22 protein-coding genes are annotated in these 16,872 nt (G+C 49.6%); 4 read left to right on the forward strand and 18 right to left on the reverse strand.

Annotated features, from left to right (window positions below):
• Positions 1-27: 27 nt before the first annotated feature.
• The 18 genes from BSPA111_RS15065 to csgB all read right to left on the reverse strand — a co-directional run bounded on the left by BSPA111_RS15065 (position 28) and on the right by csgB (position 13,561).
• Entirely contained in the window at positions 28-489 is a 462-nt protein-coding gene (locus BSPA111_RS15065) for a 3-hydroxy-fatty acyl-ACP dehydratase (protein ID WP_183271945.1), read from the reverse strand.
• Complete coding sequence (locus tag BSPA111_RS15070; RefSeq protein WP_183271946.1) at positions 482-1,654, reverse strand: beta-ketoacyl-[acyl-carrier-protein] synthase family protein; 1,173 nt, start codon at positions 1,652-1,654, stop codon at positions 482-484. Before BSPA111_RS15070 ends, BSPA111_RS15065 begins: the two co-directional genes overlap by 8 nt.
• A 2-nt stretch (positions 1,655-1,656) precedes the next feature.
• Positions 1,657-2,232 carry a DUF3261 domain-containing protein gene (locus tag BSPA111_RS15075; RefSeq protein ID WP_183271947.1) on the reverse strand — a complete coding sequence of 192 codons (576 nt, stop codon included), beginning with the start codon at positions 2,230-2,232 and terminating at the stop codon, positions 1,657-1,659.
• 2 nt (positions 2,233-2,234) lie between these two features.
• Positions 2,235-4,562, reverse strand: coding sequence for an MMPL family transporter (locus tag BSPA111_RS15080; protein ID WP_183271948.1), 2,328 nt, complete (start codon positions 4,560-4,562; stop codon positions 2,235-2,237).
• A complete protein-coding gene (locus tag BSPA111_RS15085) occupies positions 4,534-5,139 on the reverse strand; it encodes an outer membrane lipoprotein carrier protein LolA (protein WP_183271949.1) in 606 nt (201 codons plus the stop codon). The genes BSPA111_RS15080 and BSPA111_RS15085 overlap by 29 nt, the downstream gene beginning before the upstream one ends.
• Positions 5,132-5,557 (reverse strand): thioesterase family protein, encoded by a 426-nt coding sequence (locus BSPA111_RS15090; RefSeq protein WP_183271950.1) that lies wholly within the window; start codon positions 5,555-5,557, stop codon positions 5,132-5,134. Before BSPA111_RS15090 ends, BSPA111_RS15085 begins: the two co-directional genes overlap by 8 nt.
• Positions 5,551-7,251, reverse strand: a complete 1,701-nt coding sequence (locus tag BSPA111_RS15095) for a glycosyltransferase (protein WP_183271951.1) — start codon at positions 7,249-7,251, stop codon at positions 5,551-5,553. Before BSPA111_RS15095 ends, BSPA111_RS15090 begins: the two co-directional genes overlap by 7 nt.
• A 14-nt stretch (positions 7,252-7,265) precedes the next feature.
• The gene (locus tag BSPA111_RS15100) at positions 7,266-7,616 is read right to left on the reverse strand and encodes a 3-hydroxyacyl-ACP dehydratase FabZ family protein (RefSeq protein ID WP_183271952.1); all 351 of its coding nucleotides are present in this window, start codon (positions 7,614-7,616) and stop codon (positions 7,266-7,268) included.
• Complete coding sequence (locus BSPA111_RS15105) at positions 7,603-8,925, reverse strand: AMP-binding protein (RefSeq protein ID WP_183271953.1); 1,323 nt, start codon at positions 8,923-8,925, stop codon at positions 7,603-7,605. The genes BSPA111_RS15100 and BSPA111_RS15105 overlap by 14 nt, the downstream gene beginning before the upstream one ends.
• Positions 8,918-9,487: a hypothetical protein gene (locus tag BSPA111_RS15110; RefSeq protein ID WP_255459284.1), complete on the reverse strand. Its 570-nt coding sequence runs from the start codon at positions 9,485-9,487 to the stop codon at positions 8,918-8,920. Before BSPA111_RS15110 ends, BSPA111_RS15105 begins: the two co-directional genes overlap by 8 nt.
• 3 nt (positions 9,488-9,490) lie before the next feature.
• Positions 9,491-9,739: an acyl carrier protein gene (locus BSPA111_RS15115; protein ID WP_183271954.1), complete on the reverse strand. Its 249-nt coding sequence runs from the start codon at positions 9,737-9,739 to the stop codon at positions 9,491-9,493.
• Between the two features lie 19 nt (positions 9,740-9,758).
• Positions 9,759-10,031 carry a phosphopantetheine-binding protein gene (locus BSPA111_RS15120; RefSeq protein WP_183271955.1) on the reverse strand — a complete coding sequence of 91 codons (273 nt, stop codon included), beginning with the start codon at positions 10,029-10,031 and terminating at the stop codon, positions 9,759-9,761.
• 15 nt (positions 10,032-10,046) lie between these two features.
• Complete coding sequence (locus BSPA111_RS15125; RefSeq protein ID WP_183271956.1) at positions 10,047-10,838, reverse strand: 1-acyl-sn-glycerol-3-phosphate acyltransferase; 792 nt, start codon at positions 10,836-10,838, stop codon at positions 10,047-10,049.
• Positions 10,817-11,539, reverse strand: coding sequence for a beta-ketoacyl synthase chain length factor (locus tag BSPA111_RS15130; RefSeq protein ID WP_183271957.1), 723 nt, complete (start codon positions 11,537-11,539; stop codon positions 10,817-10,819). The genes BSPA111_RS15125 and BSPA111_RS15130 overlap by 22 nt, the downstream gene beginning before the upstream one ends.
• 251 nt (positions 11,540-11,790) lie before the next feature.
• Positions 11,791-12,102, reverse strand: a complete 312-nt coding sequence (locus BSPA111_RS15135) for a type 1 fimbrial protein (RefSeq protein WP_183271958.1) — start codon at positions 12,100-12,102, stop codon at positions 11,791-11,793.
• Between the two features lie 103 nt (positions 12,103-12,205).
• The gene (csgC, locus tag BSPA111_RS15140; RefSeq protein ID WP_183271959.1) at positions 12,206-12,535 is read right to left on the reverse strand and encodes a curli assembly chaperone CsgC; all 330 of its coding nucleotides are present in this window, start codon (positions 12,533-12,535) and stop codon (positions 12,206-12,208) included.
• 70 nt (positions 12,536-12,605) lie between these two features.
• On the reverse strand, positions 12,606-13,058 hold the full coding sequence (gene csgA, locus BSPA111_RS15145; RefSeq protein WP_183271960.1) for a curli major subunit CsgA: 453 nt from the start codon (positions 13,056-13,058) through the stop codon (positions 12,606-12,608).
• Positions 13,059-13,105: 47 nt separating this feature from the next.
• Entirely contained in the window at positions 13,106-13,561 is a 456-nt protein-coding gene (csgB, locus tag BSPA111_RS15150) for a curli minor subunit CsgB (RefSeq protein WP_183271961.1), read from the reverse strand.
• A gap of 789 nt (positions 13,562-14,350) precedes the next feature.
• On the opposite strand from csgB, the gene csgD reads away from it, so the two are divergent.
• The 4 genes from csgD to csgG are packed head-to-tail and all read left to right on the forward strand — an operon-like array spanning position 14,351 to position 16,710.
• Complete coding sequence (csgD, locus tag BSPA111_RS15155) at positions 14,351-15,016, forward strand: biofilm master transcriptional regulator CsgD (protein WP_183271962.1); 666 nt, start codon at positions 14,351-14,353, stop codon at positions 15,014-15,016.
• A 4-nt stretch (positions 15,017-15,020) separates the two neighbouring features.
• Positions 15,021-15,410, forward strand: coding sequence for a curli production assembly/transport protein CsgE (gene csgE, locus BSPA111_RS15160; protein ID WP_183271963.1), 390 nt, complete (start codon positions 15,021-15,023; stop codon positions 15,408-15,410).
• Between the two features lie 9 nt (positions 15,411-15,419).
• On the forward strand, positions 15,420-15,836 hold the full coding sequence (gene csgF, locus BSPA111_RS15165; RefSeq protein ID WP_183271964.1) for a curli production assembly/transport protein CsgF: 417 nt from the start codon (positions 15,420-15,422) through the stop codon (positions 15,834-15,836).
• Between the two features lie 40 nt (positions 15,837-15,876).
• Complete coding sequence (csgG, locus tag BSPA111_RS15170; RefSeq protein WP_183271965.1) at positions 15,877-16,710, forward strand: curli production assembly/transport protein CsgG; 834 nt, start codon at positions 15,877-15,879, stop codon at positions 16,708-16,710.
• Positions 16,711-16,872: the final 162 nt, after the last annotated feature.

Below are 16,872 nucleotides of genomic sequence, written 5' to 3' on the forward strand. Positions count from 1 at the left end.
TTGCCGCCGCGATGCCACCTGAATTATTTAGGGTAGTAATTGTTCTAATTCATTATTATCAGGCTGATAGGTGTTGACCCGCCCGCTCGCCAGTATGTTGCCATCCGCGAGAATTTGTCCTTCAAAACACCCTATTTTTTCATCACGCATCAGTAGCGTGACATGACATTCCAACTGCAAACCTTGCTCAAAAGAACCCGCTGGACAACGTACCCCTCTTCCTCCCAGCAGCATCCCCACGCGGCTTGCCTCTTCGCCGTTATGCATTGCGTGCCAGCCCGACCACACTCCCACTGTCTGCGCGATAAGCTCGATGGCAAACCAGCCAGGTAAATTACCGTCCGCATTGAGAAACGGCGCCAGCACTCCGTGACGGCTTACCGTAACCCAACAATGCGCACTTTCTTGTTCCACGGCCACTACCGACTCCAACAGGCACATGGGTGCTTCGTGCGGCAAATAGTGGTGTGGGGCAAGAAAATCAGTCATGAGAAACTCCAAAAATCAGGCTGGTATTGTTACCGCCAAAAGCAAATGAGTTCGACAGCATTATTGGTTTAGTAAATGGCTGTGGAGCGCCGAGTAAACCACAAGGCGCAAGAGTCAGGTCTTGATGCGCATCAGTGAAATCTTGTGCAGGCAGCGGTAAACCTCGCGATAACAGCAAATAACAGAGCACCGCTTCACAGGCACCTGCGGCGCCTAATGTGTGTCCTGTCAGATGCTTAGTGGAGCTACAAGGAACACTTTCGCCAAAAAGTTGATTCACCACTTTGGCTTCAATTTCGTCGTTCAGACGCGTGGCGGTGCCATGCATATTAATATAGCCAATGTCCTGTGGGCGGAGTTTAGCCTCACCCAGCGCCATTTCTATTGCGCGAATTGCACCGACACCTTCAGGATGAGGAGCAGACATATGCCAGGCATCAGACGATTCACCCACGCCCAGCAGTTGCACTTTTCCCGGCTCTTTCGTCAGCAAAATCAGAGCCCCAGCCTCACCGATGGTGATCCCGTTGCGTTCCGCGCTAAACGGTTTACAGCGTACATTGCTTAACGATTCCAGACTGTTAAAACCGTTGATTGGCATGCGGCTTAGGGTATCTGCCCCGCCAACAATTGCCGCATCAACCATCCCGGACTCAATCAATCGCTTACCGGTAATAATAGCTCGCGCACTTGAAGAACAGGCGGTGGAAATCGTCAACGCAGGGCCAAAAAGTTGCAGATAATCACTCAGAAAACGCGAAGGATCGCCGAGTTCTTGTTGGCCATAGCGATACGCCGCGGGCGGTTTGCCAGCATGGGTGCCACTCACCATGCGATCGCCTTCATCAAGCCCGGAAGTACTGGTTCCCAGCACCACCGCCACGCGTTCATTGCCATAACGGGTAATCGCTTCATCCACCTGCGGACGAATTTGTGCCAGTGCTGCGAGCAACAAGCGGTTGTTACGGCTATTGTATTGCGCCATTTCTGGTGGAACGTCCGGCAGGTTGCCGGTGACCCGTCCTACCCAACACTCACCTTGTTGTAGCCAGCCGTCGCGGTCCAGCTCAAGGCCTGGCGCGATGTTGGCCTGCAAATTTCCCGCGATCTCGTCGAGGTTATTGCCTAACGCATTGACCATTCCGGCAGCAGTTAACGTAATCATGATTAGCTTTCCAGGTGCTGAATACTGATGACATAGCCGAAACGATGGTGATGCACACTGACTGGCTGGCGACTTCCGTCACGCGTCAGGTAATGAATAGTTTCAATCAGCTCACCATGGTCGTCACGCAATTCACGTCGCGAGTCGATATCTTTCAGTATCCACCCCGCTGGCAGTTGCGGTTGCCAGGCGCTTATCGGCCAGTAACTCAACATGATATCGGCAAGAACCTGGCTGGCTGGAGGTAATTCTGGCAGCGTAATGGACTGCTCAGTTTTAATACCCGATTGAGAGTAGGTCAGACGGAATAAACGGATGCCCAGCGGGGATAAACCGGCCAGCATGACTTTTTCTTTGTCCGCATTCAGCAACACCATCAGCGACTGAGTTTTGCCTTTAACCTGAGCGCTCAGCAGTTGTTGTTCAGTGATTGACGGCGAAATGCCGGGAGCCGGTAGCGTCACCAGTGTACCCGGCTTTAACCAGGCTTGTGGACGGGTGTTGTCGGGTTTGGGCGTACTGCAGGCGCTGAGTAAAAACAGACCTGACAATAAGGCCAGAATAGGTAATTTTCTCATGGTTATCTCGTTCCCTCTCCTTGGGTCGATGGGGGTAAGGCTAATGGCGCAGTTAAAAATGCGCAGAAGATCCCGCAGCTCAACACAATGCCAAAACTTGCGATGGCTTGTGTCTGGCTAAAGACCAGCATGCCTAAGGTGAAAAGTGTGGTCAGCAAGGCCACGCTGATGGCGAGCAACGACGTCAGCGGTGTACCACGCGGATTACTAAAGAACAGGGTGTAATTAATGCCAATGCCCAACACCAGCACCAACGCCAGTAATGAAAACAGATTCAGCGCATACCCGCTAAACGCCAGTGCGGCAAGGCCACCGCCGAGTGATAACAACGACGGCACCACATTCAGCAAACCGCGTTTTAGCCCTAATCGCAGCACATAACTCAGCGCAATCGCCGCCACAGCAATCACCAGTAACCCCGCCAGTAAACTACGAAAATGGCTGAACAGCTCATTGAACATGACTTTCCTGTCAACCCAACTGACACCGGGCAGTTTTGCCGCAAGTGTCGCAAGCGCTGCGCTGTCGCGAACACCACTGACAGGCACCAGTGCGCCACTTTTACCGTCCGGCAAAGACAGCCACAACAAACGCCAGCCGCTGCTAATGACGCTCTTTTGCCACAGTTTCGGCGTGACCGGCATTTGCTGAAGATTCGGCGCAGTGATGGTCACTCCGCTTTCCGCCAGCCGTTTTTGTAAAATCGGCGCGGCTTCACGCAGCAATTGCAAATCTGCCTGCTGCTGTTCAAGCGAGGCGAGCGGGATCAGTCGATAACTGTCGATTAGCTGACTCTTTTGCGCGCCAGCCAGAACAGGGGCCAGTTTTTCGAGGCGTTGTAGCGTTTGTTCAGCCGTATCGCCGTAAACGACAAACCATTTTTGATCCATCCCCTGCCCGGTTAGCGCGGTAATCGCCTGCTCCTCACGAACCAGATCCTGGGGTAATGCCTGAAAACTGGCGATGTCATCATTCACTTTTAATGATGCAATCCCCACGAGGCTGATGACCAACAATGCCAGCGGTATGCCAAAGCGCACCGCGTTATTGTTTTGCCACGCATTCAACCAACCTTTAAGCAACGTGCTACAAGGCACCGGTCTGACGGGCAAACCGCGTACCGCGAACGGACACCAGCACACCACCGTGAGACAGGATGCGATCAACCCACTGGCGGCAAACACCGCAAGCTGGCGAATGCCAGGGAATGGCGCGAGGATCATGATCAGATAGGCGATGGCAGTGGTGGCTAATGCCAGCAACAAGGCAGGCAGCACTTTGCGTAAACTGGCGATGGGCGAGTTTTGCGCGCCATGCACCATGCGCTCGGTGAGGTAATAGAGCGTGTAATCCGCCGAAACACCCACGATGCTCATACTCATCACCAGCGTCATCAGATGCAGTTCGCCAAAACACAACAACGTTATTGCCGTTCCTGCCAGCGCGCCGATGGCGACTGACGTGGCACATAACAGTAATGGCCGCACCGAACGAAACACCAGTAGTACCAGCAGTAACACGCCAATGACCGTTGCAAGTCCTAGCGTCGAGACATCGTGCTTTGCCTGCTGGCTGGCATAATCGCTGTAGAACAAGGTGCCGCGCGACATCACCTGCGCCTGCGGGAACTGCTGTTTCAGGTTTTGTTCTAAAGCCCGCAGTTGCTCGACTGCCGCGCGCCCTTGCTGCATATCAAATGAGGAGCCTTTTAGTTCCCCGTGCAGCAAATACCAGTAGCGCCCTTGTTTATCTCGCGCCACCAGCCAGCCGTTTTGCAACCGCATTTGACTGGCGGTTTGTTGCAGTGCCAGTTGCGATCCTCGTACCAGCATCAAGGGATCGTGGGCTAACTCTTTCCCACTGACGCCAGAAAACGCCGAGTAGAGTTGCGATAGCACCCATTGCGCCTGGGCTTCACCGCCGTTTTGCAAACGGCTGCGGGTCTGGTTATCCACCAGACCATTACGGTTTTCGAAGTAAAACTTCCCCCACTCCTGCTGGCTCCTGGCATCCATCGGCCCCTGGACATCTTGCAGGAATGGCTGCTGTTGCAGTTGTGATTGCCACCACTGCGCCGCAGTGGTATCCGGCGTATTACCCGGGCTGACCATCCACATCATCTGCCTGTCGAGACGTTGCAGAAAACCGTTCTCTATTTGCGGAGGGACGTTCCCCAGGCTGCTGGCAGGAAGCAACGACAAGACGCTGCTGTCGAGCCGCGCCCTGGGGAGCAAAGTTGCGAGCAACACCACAAGCAGAGTGACTATCGCAAGCCAGCCCCATGCCAGGCGACGATGCATGTCAGAAAGCGAAGCGCTGCTGCTCTTCATGAGTCAGTTTTCGTGGATCCAGTCGGTGATTACTAAAGGAGATCTCAGTGAAATCGCCCTGCAAATCGTTCAGTTCGATGCGATTAAGCACCTTATCGCCCTGCAGCGTGATGGTGCTAAACAGTTTATCGAGCGGCGTGGTGCTCGGCGTTAATACCAGTTGCCATTTGCCGTTACCCTGGTCGGTAAAGACATGAGAGAAGTTTTCATCGAGTACTTTCCGGTCAGCCTGGAATAACGCCCGTAACAAATGGTTGAACTGGAACATTTGTGGGTTGCTGTCTGCGGTGATGATTTGCGGAGCCTGGCTGCCCATCACCTGAACCATATGGCTGTCATCCAGTACCAGCGTCATTGGGAAGGGATGCTGTTGCTGCCACCAAAGGCCTTTGGTTTTCGCGATAAGCACTTCGCCACTGGAATGCAGCGGTTGCGCCATTCCGCTAATTTGCCGTTCTTGTTGGAATTTAGCCCGCACGATTGGCTGCGACGCAAAACTGCGTTGCACGTCATCGAGTGTCATTGCGCTCGCCGTATAGCTGATAAACAGCAAGGCCATTAAAAGAATCTTATTCATTACTCAAGCCCATGCGTTCAAAAAGGATTGGAGGGGAAACAAAACACAGTTCGCCACTGGTTGCCGAAACAGCAACCTGAATGGTGTAACCGGTGGTGGTGCGTTTACCATTTTGCGCATCAATAATTTCATAGCCGATTTTCAGGCGGTTTTCGTACTCCAGTATCGTGGCTCGAACCAGAATCTGTTGTTCAAACTTCACCACATCACGGTATTTCACGCGGGTGTCGACCACCGGCCAAACGTAACCGGACTCTTGCATCGCACGGTATCCATAATCAAACTGGCCGAGCAATGCCTCGCGCGCCACTTCAAAGTAACGGAAATAGTTACCGTGCCACACCACGCCCATCGCATCGACATCATGGAAGGGAACTTTGATGCTGACCTCAACGGAAAAACGTGGGTCATTTAACATCCGGACTCCTTTTCTGGCGGTAACTGCCAGAAATCATAAAAATTAAACCAATCAAGCGGCGAACGCAGTGCGTACACTTCCAGACGCTGCGCGTATTGATCAATGATCGCTTGTAGTGCCTGTGACCGGGTAGCTCGCGGCAGCAGCAGCGGGTCGGCAAAGTTTTCTGCGTGAATACGCAGTTTGCCCTGCTCGCGCAATACCATCATTAGAATGACTGGGCATCGTAATGCAGCAGCCAGGATAAACGGGCCTTGTGGAAACGGCGCTGGGCTGCCCATAAACGTACTCCAGCAAACACGCCTCTCCCCGCCACGCTGGGAATTGACCGCAATCCGATCACCGACAATGGCCACCCATTCACCAGCATCCAGCTTGTCTTGTAACAGCATGGCCGTCTGCGGCCCGATATGGCTTACGGGGAGCAAGTTCACCGCCGCCTGCGGAGCAATTTCTTCGATAATCTGGCGAAAACGTTGTGCGTGGTCAGTAAATACCAGCGCATTAATAATAAGCCCGGCTTCAACTTGCGCCAGCGCGCGGCTGGCTTCGATATCACCGAGATGAGCGGCAAGAATTAGCTTCCCCTGCCCTGCTTGCGGCTGCAAAACTTCACGGCTGCCGGGCGCAAATTCAATGTCGCGCCCCCAGACAATATCGCCCCGCCAGGCAGCGATTTTATTGAGCATCGCATCGCCAAAACGTAAGAAGTGGCGATAGCTGTTTAGCCCTTTTGGCAACGTCATGTGCTGACGTTCCGCCTGTAACCTGACACGCTCCAGCCACTGCTGAGAAGCTTTGCGCTGCGTGCTTCCTGTCACCCACATCCACGCCACCACCGGATAGAGCAAGACGTTAAATGCACGACGCCCTAAACGCTGGTAAATGTTGAGCATCAGACGCATACCCGCCAGCCCTTTACGTTCAGGGATTTGCGCCCAATGCGTGCGTTGGCGACGTCGTGCGAGGAGTGCAGGAATGCGGGGCAACATGCCAAAAAACAGTCGGGTGTGCATCCAGGAGATACGCAGGTTGTCATGCAGCGCATCAAAATGCGACACGCCATCTTGCGGATAAATCACACGGGTTGGCAAAAATCGACTGTCGGTTCCCGCCCAATACAGCCGCACCATGATTTCCGTGTCGAAATCCATCCGTTTGCCGGGAGGATGTTTAGCGATAGCCGCAAGCGTAGCCGCCAGCGGATAGACACGGAATCCGCACATGCTGTCTTTCAATGACAACGAAAGCGTTTCAATCCATACCCAAACGTGCGTGACATAACGCCCATATAAACGCGCTTTGGGGACGGATTCGTCGTAATTCGGCATGCCGGAAATCAGGCTTTCGGGATGTGCCTGTGCCTCAGCTAAAAAACGCGGCACATCTTCGATGCAGTGCTGCCCGTCGGCATCAAGCTGTAATGCGTGGCTAAAACCTGCCTGTGCCGCCGCTTTTAGCCCGGTCACCACGGCTTCCCCTTTTCCCTGGTTCTTTTCCAGTTGGATTAGCGTGACGCCGGTTAATTGTGCCAGTTGCTGTTTGGTGGCCGACTCGCTACCGTCATCAACAATAATGCACGGCAGGCCAAACGGTTGCAGACGTGCCAACACCACAGCCATCGTCGCGCCATGGTTATAGCATGGGATCACAACACAAGGACGAAAAGCCGTGGCCGTTACGGACGCCGACATTTCGGACACCTCCGTTACGGACATAGTTTGATCTTCCCGCTGCTGGCCGGAACGCCGCCTTGTTCAGTCAACAAGGTGTAGGAGAAACTGAGCACGCTACGTGCCGCATCCCATTGCAGATTCAGTTCCAGTTCAGTTTGCGGAACAATCGGACGCTGGAATTTCACATTATCAATCGAACTAAAGCGCATTTCAGGCGCGAGCTCTGCACCGTAGGCCATCACCCAATCAAGTTGTGCGACGCCCGGTAATATCGGTTGCGTGGGGAAATGCCCCGCGAACCAGCCTAATGTTGCCGGAACCGCGAGTCGCAAACACAATTTGCCCACTTCAGGTTGCGAACGCTGTAACTCAACGGGTTTCATCAAATAACTCCTGTAATTGCGCCCACGCACGCTTGCTCTGGCTATTGAGCGGAATACGCTCGACGACGCGCCAAAAACGTGGAATAGCGAGTGGCTCAAGCCAGGCACTGAGCGCTTCTCGCCATTGTTGCTTGCTGGTGGCATCCGCTTTGGGGGCGACCACCACGGCACCGAGTGCGATGCGCTTGCCCCGTGTAACGGGGACCACGGCCGCATCTTCAATACCCGGTAATGCCATCAATCGACGTTCAATTTCACTCAGTGAGATCCGTTTTTCTTCGATTTTAACAATGCGATCGCGTCGCCCGAGTAAACGAAAACGCCTTTGCGCGGTAAATTCGAGAATATCATCAAGCTGGACGTGGCCTTGATGAATCAACGGTGATGCAACGCGCCAGCCATCGCCCTGCTGGGTAAATTGCACTGCCGGGAAGGCTTGCCATTCCGGATCGGGCTGCGCATGTTCACGCCACGCCAGCACGCCAGTTTCGGTGGTGCCGTAAATTTCTGATACGGGCGTTTTAAGCCAGGCGAGCGCCTGCTGTGCCGTGTCGTCATCGAGTTTTCCGGCGGCGGATATCACTCGTTTGAAGACCGGGGCGGCGAGGTTAATATCAAGCCGTTTTAAAAACGCCGGGCTACTGATAAACAGCAATGGATGAGCCGCACGTGCCGCTAATTGCTCTGGAAAATGAATCATCAAAGCATCGCATGCCAGGCCGAGCGCCATCGGCAACATCACGCGGAAGGTGAAACCATAAAGATGCTGATGCGACACCGACCCCACCAGGCGACAATCGTGCAGATCCTCGCCCCACAACGCCGCCAGCCAGACGATTTCTTCATCCAGCGCACGCAGCGTTTTGAATATTTGTGTCGGTTCGCCCGTTGAACCCGAGGTAAAGAACACCACGCCCGCATCATCGGGAACCGGTTCAAACGACGTCAATGCGGGATAATCCAACGTTTGTGGATTGAGCACCGGGCAGTCGAGGTTTAGCTGTACATCGCTAATCACACCGCAAAAATGACGCTGCTGTTCACGCAGTTGGGCTTCGCGACTGTGACCTGGTAAAACCGGCGTTTTGCCGGCATGCAGCGTCGCTAAAAGTGCGGCAATAAAGTCATAACTGTTGTCAAAACAGAGCGCCCAGCGCTTGCCCGGCTGGCAATGCAGCCAGCGGTAAATACGCTGTACGTCTTTCATTAAATCGGTTTGTGTGAAGCATTGCTCCCCGGCAAACGCCACAACATGCTGCGGATGACGGTCGCCGCTCAACCACTTCGCCAGCGCCAACGGACTATTCATAGCGACGTTTCACCCGCAGTCGTATCAGCCATTCGCCCGCAAATAACAACCCCATCAGCAGGTAACTTGCCATTCCATTCCACAGAGTCCACCAATGAACGTTTCCCGCAAGGCACGTCCACAATGAAACGCTGCCGTTAAAAATAAAGAAAATGCACCAGACTTGAGTGACCCGGCGAGTGTAACGGACCCCTTCAGGGGGAAGATCCCCTTCGCGCCAACGTGCCAGGCGTTCAATAAGCGACATCCGTGTAAACAGGGATGAACCAAACAATGCCAGCGTTACCGCATTGACGACCACCGGATACCACAGCAGCAGTTGGGCTTCTCGCATCCAGATGCTGGCAATAGTTAGCACCGTGCCCGCCAGCGCCAGCCCTTTAAACGCTCGGCTTAGGGCTCCGGTTTTTCCACGCAGCGCGCATAAGCGCAGGACAAAGCACAGCGCCAGACACGGCAATAAAATGCGTAATTTTGGATATGAGATAGCTAACCAGACGGCAAAGGGCCAACCTATTACGGCTAGCCCTCCAGCAATACTCAGTGCTCGTTTTGCTCGCACGCGTTAAGACTCGCTATGCAAACGCTCAACCGCGTCCACAACATCCTGTACTGTGCGTACTGATTTAAAATCTTCCGGTTTAATTTTTTTACCGCTGCGCTTTTGTAGATGCACAACCATATCTACCGCATCAATACTATCCAGATCCAAATCTTCGTAGAGACGAGATTGCGGGGTAATGTTTTCAGGAGAGAGTTCAAATAACTTAACCAGTAACCCGGTGACTTCCTGATAAATATCTTCTTTATTCATAGCGTACTCGTGGTTTCAATCAGGCGCTGTGCGCAGGGTTTTGACTTTTAATAAATGTGGCAAGACTCGCGACGGAATAAAAATGTTCGCGCATCGCTTCGTTTTCGGCGGATAACACCACACCATATCGTTTTTTTACCGCCAGTCCTAATTCCAGTGCATCAATGGAATCAAGGCCCAGGCCGTCATTACCAAATAACGCGGCCTCACTTTCAATCTCATCAACGCTTATCTCTTCCAGATTCAACGTGTCGATAATGAGTTGTTTAATATCGGTCTCTAAAGATTCCATATAATCATCCGAGTCTTAACGAGAATCAGGAACCAGTTCCTGACATAAATATTGGCTAAGACGACGCGCCGCTAACGCAGGGGCATCGTCAAGATTTTCCATAAAGCACCGGCTGTCGATCCGCTGTTTGACACTGACGGTAATCATCGGCTTGCGCTTGGGTATCTGATACCAACGGCTGTGTTTGTCCAGATAACGCTGGTCACAGTGAATATGCACCAAACGTAACTCGCACCCGCTGCGTACCGCAATATTGGCCGCACCGCGCTGAATAACCAGCGGCTCGCCCGGACGCGTGCGCGTACCTTCCGGGAAAATCAGAATCGCCTCCCCTGCTACCATGCGTTTCTGGCTTTCAGGAAGTAACGTTTCCCCCTGACTGTTGATCAGGTAATCCGCTGCGCGTATCACACCGCGAAAACAGGGATTTTTCACCAGACTGGCTTTCACCAGGCAGCCAATATGTGGCGCCTGAGAAGCAATAAACACATAGTCGAGTAACGTCGGGTGATTGGCAACAATCAAACACCCCCGGTCATTGCGTAGTTGTTCGCAATTCTCAAAGCGGTAATCAAACACACCAAGGCCGCGTCCGATGCGTAAAAATAATCGGAAACTGGCGGCAATGCTACGGCGAGCAATTTCACGGCGTTTGCCATTATCGCGCACAAATAATAACAGTAAATTAAACCAAACCAGCGAAAGCATCAGGCCGCCGCTGCCAAATAAGACAAATAACCCGCCGGTCATGAGTACTCGCCAGCCCCATTTCAAACGCGCCCACATTAATGGCGGCTCCAGCGCCATTGAAGGCGCTCACCTGCAAGGGTGAAAGTGGGTTCATCACTCAACCATCCGTGCAAAAATGCCAGCCCCTGCGGTAAACCACGATCTTCGGTGACCTCGCAAGGCATGGTTTCACACTGCATTTGCTGGCCACTTTCCAGCAATAGCGCGACGGCAAAGGGCATATTCAGCGTTTTATCCGCGAGATGCGGGTGATAAAACTCAGGTATCAGACCATCGAAATCCACCAGCAGCACGCGTTGATATCCCGCATGGTGCAGCGAAGTCACTTCTATTAAAGCCTGCGCAAAGGAGTCATATCCGGCTGAAACAGAAGATGACACCAGCGCTTGTTTCGCCGCGATAGTGGTATTGCCTACCGCCGAGTTATGTACCGACATGGCAAAATCGGTGGGCGAAAGGCTTTCTTGTTCAGCAAGCGCCGTCAAAATTCGGAAATTTCGCTCCAGTTCGCCGTGACGACTGGCGAAAACCAGCGCATCCACTGACTGCCGGGACAATATCGCCAGCGCACAGTCAACGGCAAGGCGGCTACCTGAAGCCAGACGACGTGCGGTCATCATCGGCAAATGGCGGCTTTTACCTGGCGGGGCTGAAACATCAATAGCGGCGGCGGTTTTACCCCATGCCAGCCAGTCCTCGGTTTCAGATAAACCGGGGGCATTTGCTTGCCAGTCGACAATGTTAAACGCTAACTTCATGTTCAGTACCATTATTGATTCACGACGCCGCGTCAGATATATCTTTTCGGATTCATCCCGACTATAAAAAAAGTCTTAATTTAACGAGGTTTTTGTTAACCCGCCTATTTTTTACGCGTGCAGGTCCACTGACGGCGGGGAATAGTAACAAAAAAGGGCGTGAAAGAAATATTCATACAACGATTCCGTTAGCGCAAGAACGTCCACCAACGGAATCATTGTATTGGCCTGATATCCTCAGGCAAAAAGTTCTAGCGATAAGTGACTTCCAGCACGGCCAAATTGCGTTGCTCATTAAGGTAATGAATTTTGGTGGAAAGCGGAACGTCACTTTTTGGTGTGTAGTTATTCAATTTATTGAAGGCAACCGTTCTCATTACCCTCTTTCCGTTTTCTGAACAGGTCAATTCAGTCGATTGTTGTTGTTGAGCAAAGTTACAGGGAGACTCAACGATTGCGCCACGAAAATGGATAACACCATCGCTGGCTTGTGCATTAACCAGAGGGAAAAAGAGAACTAACATGAGCGAAATAATTGGACGTTTTAAGCTTAATGTTTTCACGATAAATATTCCTCAACAACAGAATGGGTATTAAGGTTATCGGCAAAAAACGCGCTGGAGTGTAATGAAATTTAAAATACTGTAAAATCAATCAAATACATCATTACACACTGTCCGGCGAGCTCCACTGTTTTTCCAAATGAATATCTTTCCCGTCAGTCACACTCACACTGATCGTCACGTGGTCACCCGGCGTGAGCGTCAGGCTCATATGCGATAACTTGGTAGGTTCATTGCCCTTAATAAAAACGTTATTGCTCTGGCTGCTGTTAGTTTGCCCGGAAGATCCGGAACTCAATGCGGTGAGTTTGACTCTGCATTGGCAATCCTGGCTCAGTGTTGCCACCGGCACGATGGTGTAGGTATTACCCTGCTGCTGGGTATCAATGGTGAGTTGGTTACCGAGAGCTGCGAGCAAAAGTAAGGTATGCATATTTCCCCCTCCCGATTAAAAAAGAAAAACAGGGCATAAGCCCTGTTTCTTATATAGTGCAGAATCTTGATTAATGCTGCTGAAGATTCGCTTGGTTGTTATAACCAATTTGAGTTAAATCAACAGAGGACGCAGCGGCTGTTTGGTTAACAGTGGCATTGTTTTTGTAGCCGTATTGGCTAACATCAATGGTTGAACCTTTAGCTTCCCATTGGTCAAGAGTCGCGCTGTTAGCGTGGCCTTTTTGTACCAGTGTGATGGTTGCATCATCAGCGCCCTGGCCTACATCAGCAAAGTTACCACTACCATATTGTTTAATATCAGTAGTTGATTTTCTGGCATCTGCTTGTAGAGCCGTTGCAGAGTTGTTTGCACCGTGTTGGAACACTTTCAAAGTTGATTGTGGATCACTATTACCACCGTGTCCGCCACCATTACCAGGCCAGCCAAATTGGAGATCGGATGCCATTGCACTACTTGAAACCACCACTGCTGCGATTGCTGCGATTTTGAAAAAGTTCATGGTGAAACCCCCATTGTATTGAGAATATTAGTTCAAGTGGTCATGTATTATCTTTGGATAACACGTACGGCCATTTGAGACTGTTTCTGTACTACAACTGCTGATTTTTGCGTGCCTTGTTGAATAATGCTTGCCCTATTAGCAGAACCTTGCTGGATAATAAGCGCTGCATTACCAAACGAGTCTTGCTTTATATCTGCATCATTGCCGTAGCCTGATTGCGAAACATAAGCAAAATTGTAACTCCCTGATTGTTCGACGTTAGCCCGGTTACCAGAACCTGCCTGATTCACAACCGCTAACTGTCTGGTTCCATTTTGATCAACCGTGGCATTATTATTAATACCTTGTTGACCAACGATTGCTGCCTGATTTAGCGATGTTCTACTTAATTCATTCATCGCAAAGTTATATTCTGAGCGTGCAAGATCAGGATTACTCGCAATAACATAACCAGGCGCACCCAACAATGCTAACATCACAAATAACGATCTGTTCTTCATGTTGTCACCCTGGGCCGGAATACCTCTGCTAATTACATCTGAAAATTCACACACCTAACTTTTGTTAACGCTAACGGTGAAAAGTTATTTCTGCGTTACGGAACTGAGTATGTCTGGCGAAACATTTAAAATATCTCACCCGCACGTTGTATTTTTATATTTCCACTCATTACAAAGTATGAGAGGTATAAAAAAAACCAAATACAACAAAGGGTTTAGAATGGATAATATTAATTAGCCTGCAACCTTTTAAAACCCAATCGAAAATCACCCCTAATCTTGCCGTTTGGCTGGGTATCCTCGATACGTATTTGGCAATTTTTAGTACGATACTGTCACGAAGGTGAGTTTTCTTAAGAGGTGCCACAATTGAGAATGTAACGGCATCATTTTACATATGTTAAGTTTCAAATCACCAAAAACACTCAACAATTAATCCATTAAAAACAATGATATAAAATCATTTGTATGAGTTTTAAAATTATGCAAATTATTAATCCTGTACAACTTTAGTATTAAAACTAAATAGAAAAAACGCCTCAAGGAAACACTTTAATATCTAATGTTACATTTTGTATCATCTTTAACACTTGCTTTAAGATTAGTAACCGCTAGATTGAAATCAGCAGTAACATTTTGTTTAACACAATAAGTCAGGACGTAATTTAGCGTCATTTGACTGTGTAACATTAATTCAAACACAGCAGTGCAGCATCTATCAGTACCTCTGGTGAATTAATTTTCTGTTAATTCAGCTGATTGATGCGCAAACTCGGATGGGGTTTCATCATGTTTAATGAAGTCCATACTATGAATAGCCAGGCGTTAAATGCTCAAACTTTATTGTTGATCACTAAACCCTCGCTACAAGCAACTGCGTTATTACAGCATCTAAAGTCTTCACTCTCTATCAATGGGAAACTGCATAATATTCAACGCTCTCTGGAAGATGTCGTGGGTAATGTTGTAGTGCTTTTTGATATGGTTGAAGCCGATAAAAAGCTGATTAACTATTGGCAAGATAACTTGAGTCGTAAACATAACAGTATTAAGTTGTTGTTATTAAACACTCCTGAAGAGTATCAATTCCGTGATATCGAAAACTGGCCACATATTAATGGCGTGTTTTACATGTCTGAGGAAGAGCCACGTGTGGTGGAAGGAATTCGCGGCGTTATGGCTGGCGAATGCTACTTCTCGCAAAAATTAGCCAGCTATCTGATTAATCACTCAGGAAATTATCGTTTCAATAACGTCGAGTCTTCTCTTTTGACTCACCGTGAAAAGGAAATACTTAATAAATTGCGCATTGGGGCGTCGAATATCGAAATTGCTCAGTCGCTATTTATAAGTGAAAACACGGTAAAAACACATCTCTATAATTTGTTCAAAAAAATATCCGTAAAGAACCGCACTCAGGCGGTTTCATGGGCAAACGATAACCTCAGGCGATAAAGCGATGAAATTAAAAACTGCTTTACTGCTGGCGTCAGTACTCATTTGCGCCTCCGGGGGCGCTCGCGCCGTCGAAGTAGAAGTCCCCGGATTATTAACGGATCACACCGTTTCGTCCGTGGGACACGACTTCTATCGTGAGTTTAGTGATAAGTGGGAAAGCAGTTTTACTGGAAATTTAACGATAAATGAGCGACCCAGTGCACGTTGGGGAAGCTGGATAACCATTACCGTCGATCAGGATGTGATTTATCAGGCCTTTTTATTCCCCTCAAAACGTGATTTTGACCGCAACGTCAATGTCGCACTGATTCAAACCGAAGAAGCGATTAATCGCCGGCAAATTGACAAAACATTGTTAAGTACTGGCGATTTAACTAGCGATGAATTTTAGGAGGCTGTCATGCGTGTTACTCATGCAGTTTTGTCTTTACTGCTAATTTCGCCCCTGGCGTGGGGCGGAAATATGACGTTCCAGTTTACCAACCCAAATTTCGGTGGAAACCCTAATAACGGCTCTTTTTTACTTAACTCGGCACAGGCACAGAACTCGTATAAAGACCCCAGTTTTGATGACAACTTTGGCATTGAAACCCCTTCCGCTCTGGATAACTTTACTCAGGCTATTCAGTCTCAGCTTCTTGGCGGGTTGCTTAGCAACATTAATACCGGCAAACCCGGTCGCATGGTCACGAATGATTTCATCGTCGATATTGCTAACACTGACGGGCAGTTGCAGTTAAATGTAACCGACCGCAAAACAGGAAAAGTATCGACTATACAGGTTGCAGGCTTACAAAATAATTCCACTGACTTCTAGTGGGAATTAAATAATCAAAAAGTATTTAAGGATAAACATCATGCAGCGTTTACTTCTCATCGTAGCAGTGTGTTTATTAAGTGGTTGTTTAACAGCACCACCTAAAGAAGCTGCGAAACCTACACTTTTGCCTCGCGCGCAAAGTTATCGTGATTTAACCCATTTGCCGGAATCTAAAGGTAAGCTTTTTGTCTCGGTTTATAATATTCAGGATGAAACGGGGCAATTTAAACCTTATCCAGCAAGTAACTTCTCAACCGCTGTGCCACAGAGTGCGACTTCTATGTTGGTCACGGCATTAAAAGACTCACGCTGGTTTGTTCCATTGGAACGTCAGGGTTTGCAAAACCTGTTGAACGAACGCAAGATCATTCGTGCAGCCCAGGAAAATGGCACCGTTGCTGAAAACAACCGTAGACCGTTAGATTCGCTGATAGCAGCAAACGTCATGGTTGAAGGGTCCATTATTGGTTATGAAAGTAATGTGAAATCAGGTGGTGTGGGTGCACGGTATTTTGGTATCGGTGGTGAAACCCAATACCAGCTTGATCAGATTGCAGTGAACTTGCGTGTGGTCAATGTGAGCACCGGTGAAGTGTTGTCTTCGGTCAACACCAGTAAAACTATCTTGTCTTATGAAGTCCAGGCTGGGGTATTCCGTTTCGTTGATTACCAACGGCTGCTGGAAGGTGAAATTGGCTACACCACCAATGAACCTGTCATGATGTGTCTGATGTCTGCGATAGAAACAGGGGTTATTTATCTGGTTAATGATGGTATTAACCGCGGCTTGTGGGATCTACAGAATCCGAAAGATATTAACAACCCGATACTGGCGAAATACAGAGAGATGTCAGTCCCTCCTGAATCCTGATAACTCTTCAGGCATAAAAAAACCAGCCTTTGTGGCTAATGCCGATCAGTTAAGGATCAGTTGATCGATCCAGTAGCTGTGTAAGAATCCGGAAATGTTCTTCGTTTCCGGATTTTTTTATGCATATCGGGCAGGCTCTTGATCTCGTTTCACGTTACGACT

This window comes from Buttiauxella sp. A111, assembly GCF_014189855.1.
In the GTDB taxonomy this organism is placed as follows: Bacteria; Pseudomonadota; Gammaproteobacteria; order Enterobacterales; family Enterobacteriaceae; genus Buttiauxella; species Buttiauxella selenatireducens.

What these genes read in the sequence shown, in the direction of transcription:
- BSPA111_RS15120 (WP_183271955.1), bottom strand. Translation starts at nt 10,031, where the DNA reads ATGGAATCTTTAGAGACCGATATTAAACAACTCATTATCGACACGTTG.
- BSPA111_RS15105 (WP_183271953.1), bottom strand. Translation starts at nt 8,925, where the DNA reads ATGAATAGTCCGTTGGCGCTGGCGAAGTGGTTGAGCGGCGACCGTCAT.
- BSPA111_RS15130 (WP_183271957.1), bottom strand. Translation starts at nt 11,539, where the DNA reads ATGAAGTTAGCGTTTAACATTGTCGACTGGCAAGCAAATGCCCCCGGT.
- csgC (WP_183271959.1), bottom strand. Translation starts at nt 12,535, where the DNA reads ATGCATACCTTACTTTTGCTCGCAGCTCTCGGTAACCAACTCACCATT.
- BSPA111_RS15075 (WP_183271947.1), bottom strand. Translation starts at nt 2,232, where the DNA reads ATGAGAAAATTACCTATTCTGGCCTTATTGTCAGGTCTGTTTTTACTC.
- BSPA111_RS15095 (WP_183271951.1), bottom strand. Translation starts at nt 7,251, where the DNA reads ATGTCGGCGTCCGTAACGGCCACGGCTTTTCGTCCTTGTGTTGTGATC.
- csgE (WP_183271963.1), top strand. Translation starts at nt 15,021, where the DNA reads ATGAAATTAAAAACTGCTTTACTGCTGGCGTCAGTACTCATTTGCGCC.
- BSPA111_RS15090 (WP_183271950.1), bottom strand. Translation starts at nt 5,557, where the DNA reads ATGTTAAATGACCCACGTTTTTCCGTTGAGGTCAGCATCAAAGTTCCC.
- BSPA111_RS15085 (WP_183271949.1), bottom strand. Translation starts at nt 5,139, where the DNA reads ATGAATAAGATTCTTTTAATGGCCTTGCTGTTTATCAGCTATACGGCG.
- BSPA111_RS15065 (WP_183271945.1), bottom strand. Translation starts at nt 489, where the DNA reads ATGACTGATTTTCTTGCCCCACACCACTATTTGCCGCACGAAGCACCC.
- BSPA111_RS15080 (WP_183271948.1), bottom strand. Translation starts at nt 4,562, where the DNA reads ATGAAGAGCAGCAGCGCTTCGCTTTCTGACATGCATCGTCGCCTGGCA.
- BSPA111_RS15115 (WP_183271954.1), bottom strand. Translation starts at nt 9,739, where the DNA reads ATGAATAAAGAAGATATTTATCAGGAAGTCACCGGGTTACTGGTTAAG.
- csgD (WP_183271962.1), top strand. Translation starts at nt 14,351, where the DNA reads ATGTTTAATGAAGTCCATACTATGAATAGCCAGGCGTTAAATGCTCAA.
- BSPA111_RS15100 (WP_183271952.1), bottom strand. Translation starts at nt 7,616, where the DNA reads ATGAAACCCGTTGAGTTACAGCGTTCGCAACCTGAAGTGGGCAAATTG.
- csgG (WP_183271965.1), top strand. Translation starts at nt 15,877, where the DNA reads ATGCAGCGTTTACTTCTCATCGTAGCAGTGTGTTTATTAAGTGGTTGT.
- BSPA111_RS15125 (WP_183271956.1), bottom strand. Translation starts at nt 10,838, where the DNA reads ATGGCGCTGGAGCCGCCATTAATGTGGGCGCGTTTGAAATGGGGCTGG.
- csgA (WP_183271960.1), bottom strand. Translation starts at nt 13,058, where the DNA reads ATGAACTTTTTCAAAATCGCAGCAATCGCAGCAGTGGTGGTTTCAAGT.
- csgF (WP_183271964.1), top strand. Translation starts at nt 15,420, where the DNA reads ATGCGTGTTACTCATGCAGTTTTGTCTTTACTGCTAATTTCGCCCCTG.
- csgB (WP_183271961.1), bottom strand. Translation starts at nt 13,561, where the DNA reads ATGAAGAACAGATCGTTATTTGTGATGTTAGCATTGTTGGGTGCGCCT.
- BSPA111_RS15070 (WP_183271946.1), bottom strand. Translation starts at nt 1,654, where the DNA reads ATGATTACGTTAACTGCTGCCGGAATGGTCAATGCGTTAGGCAATAAC.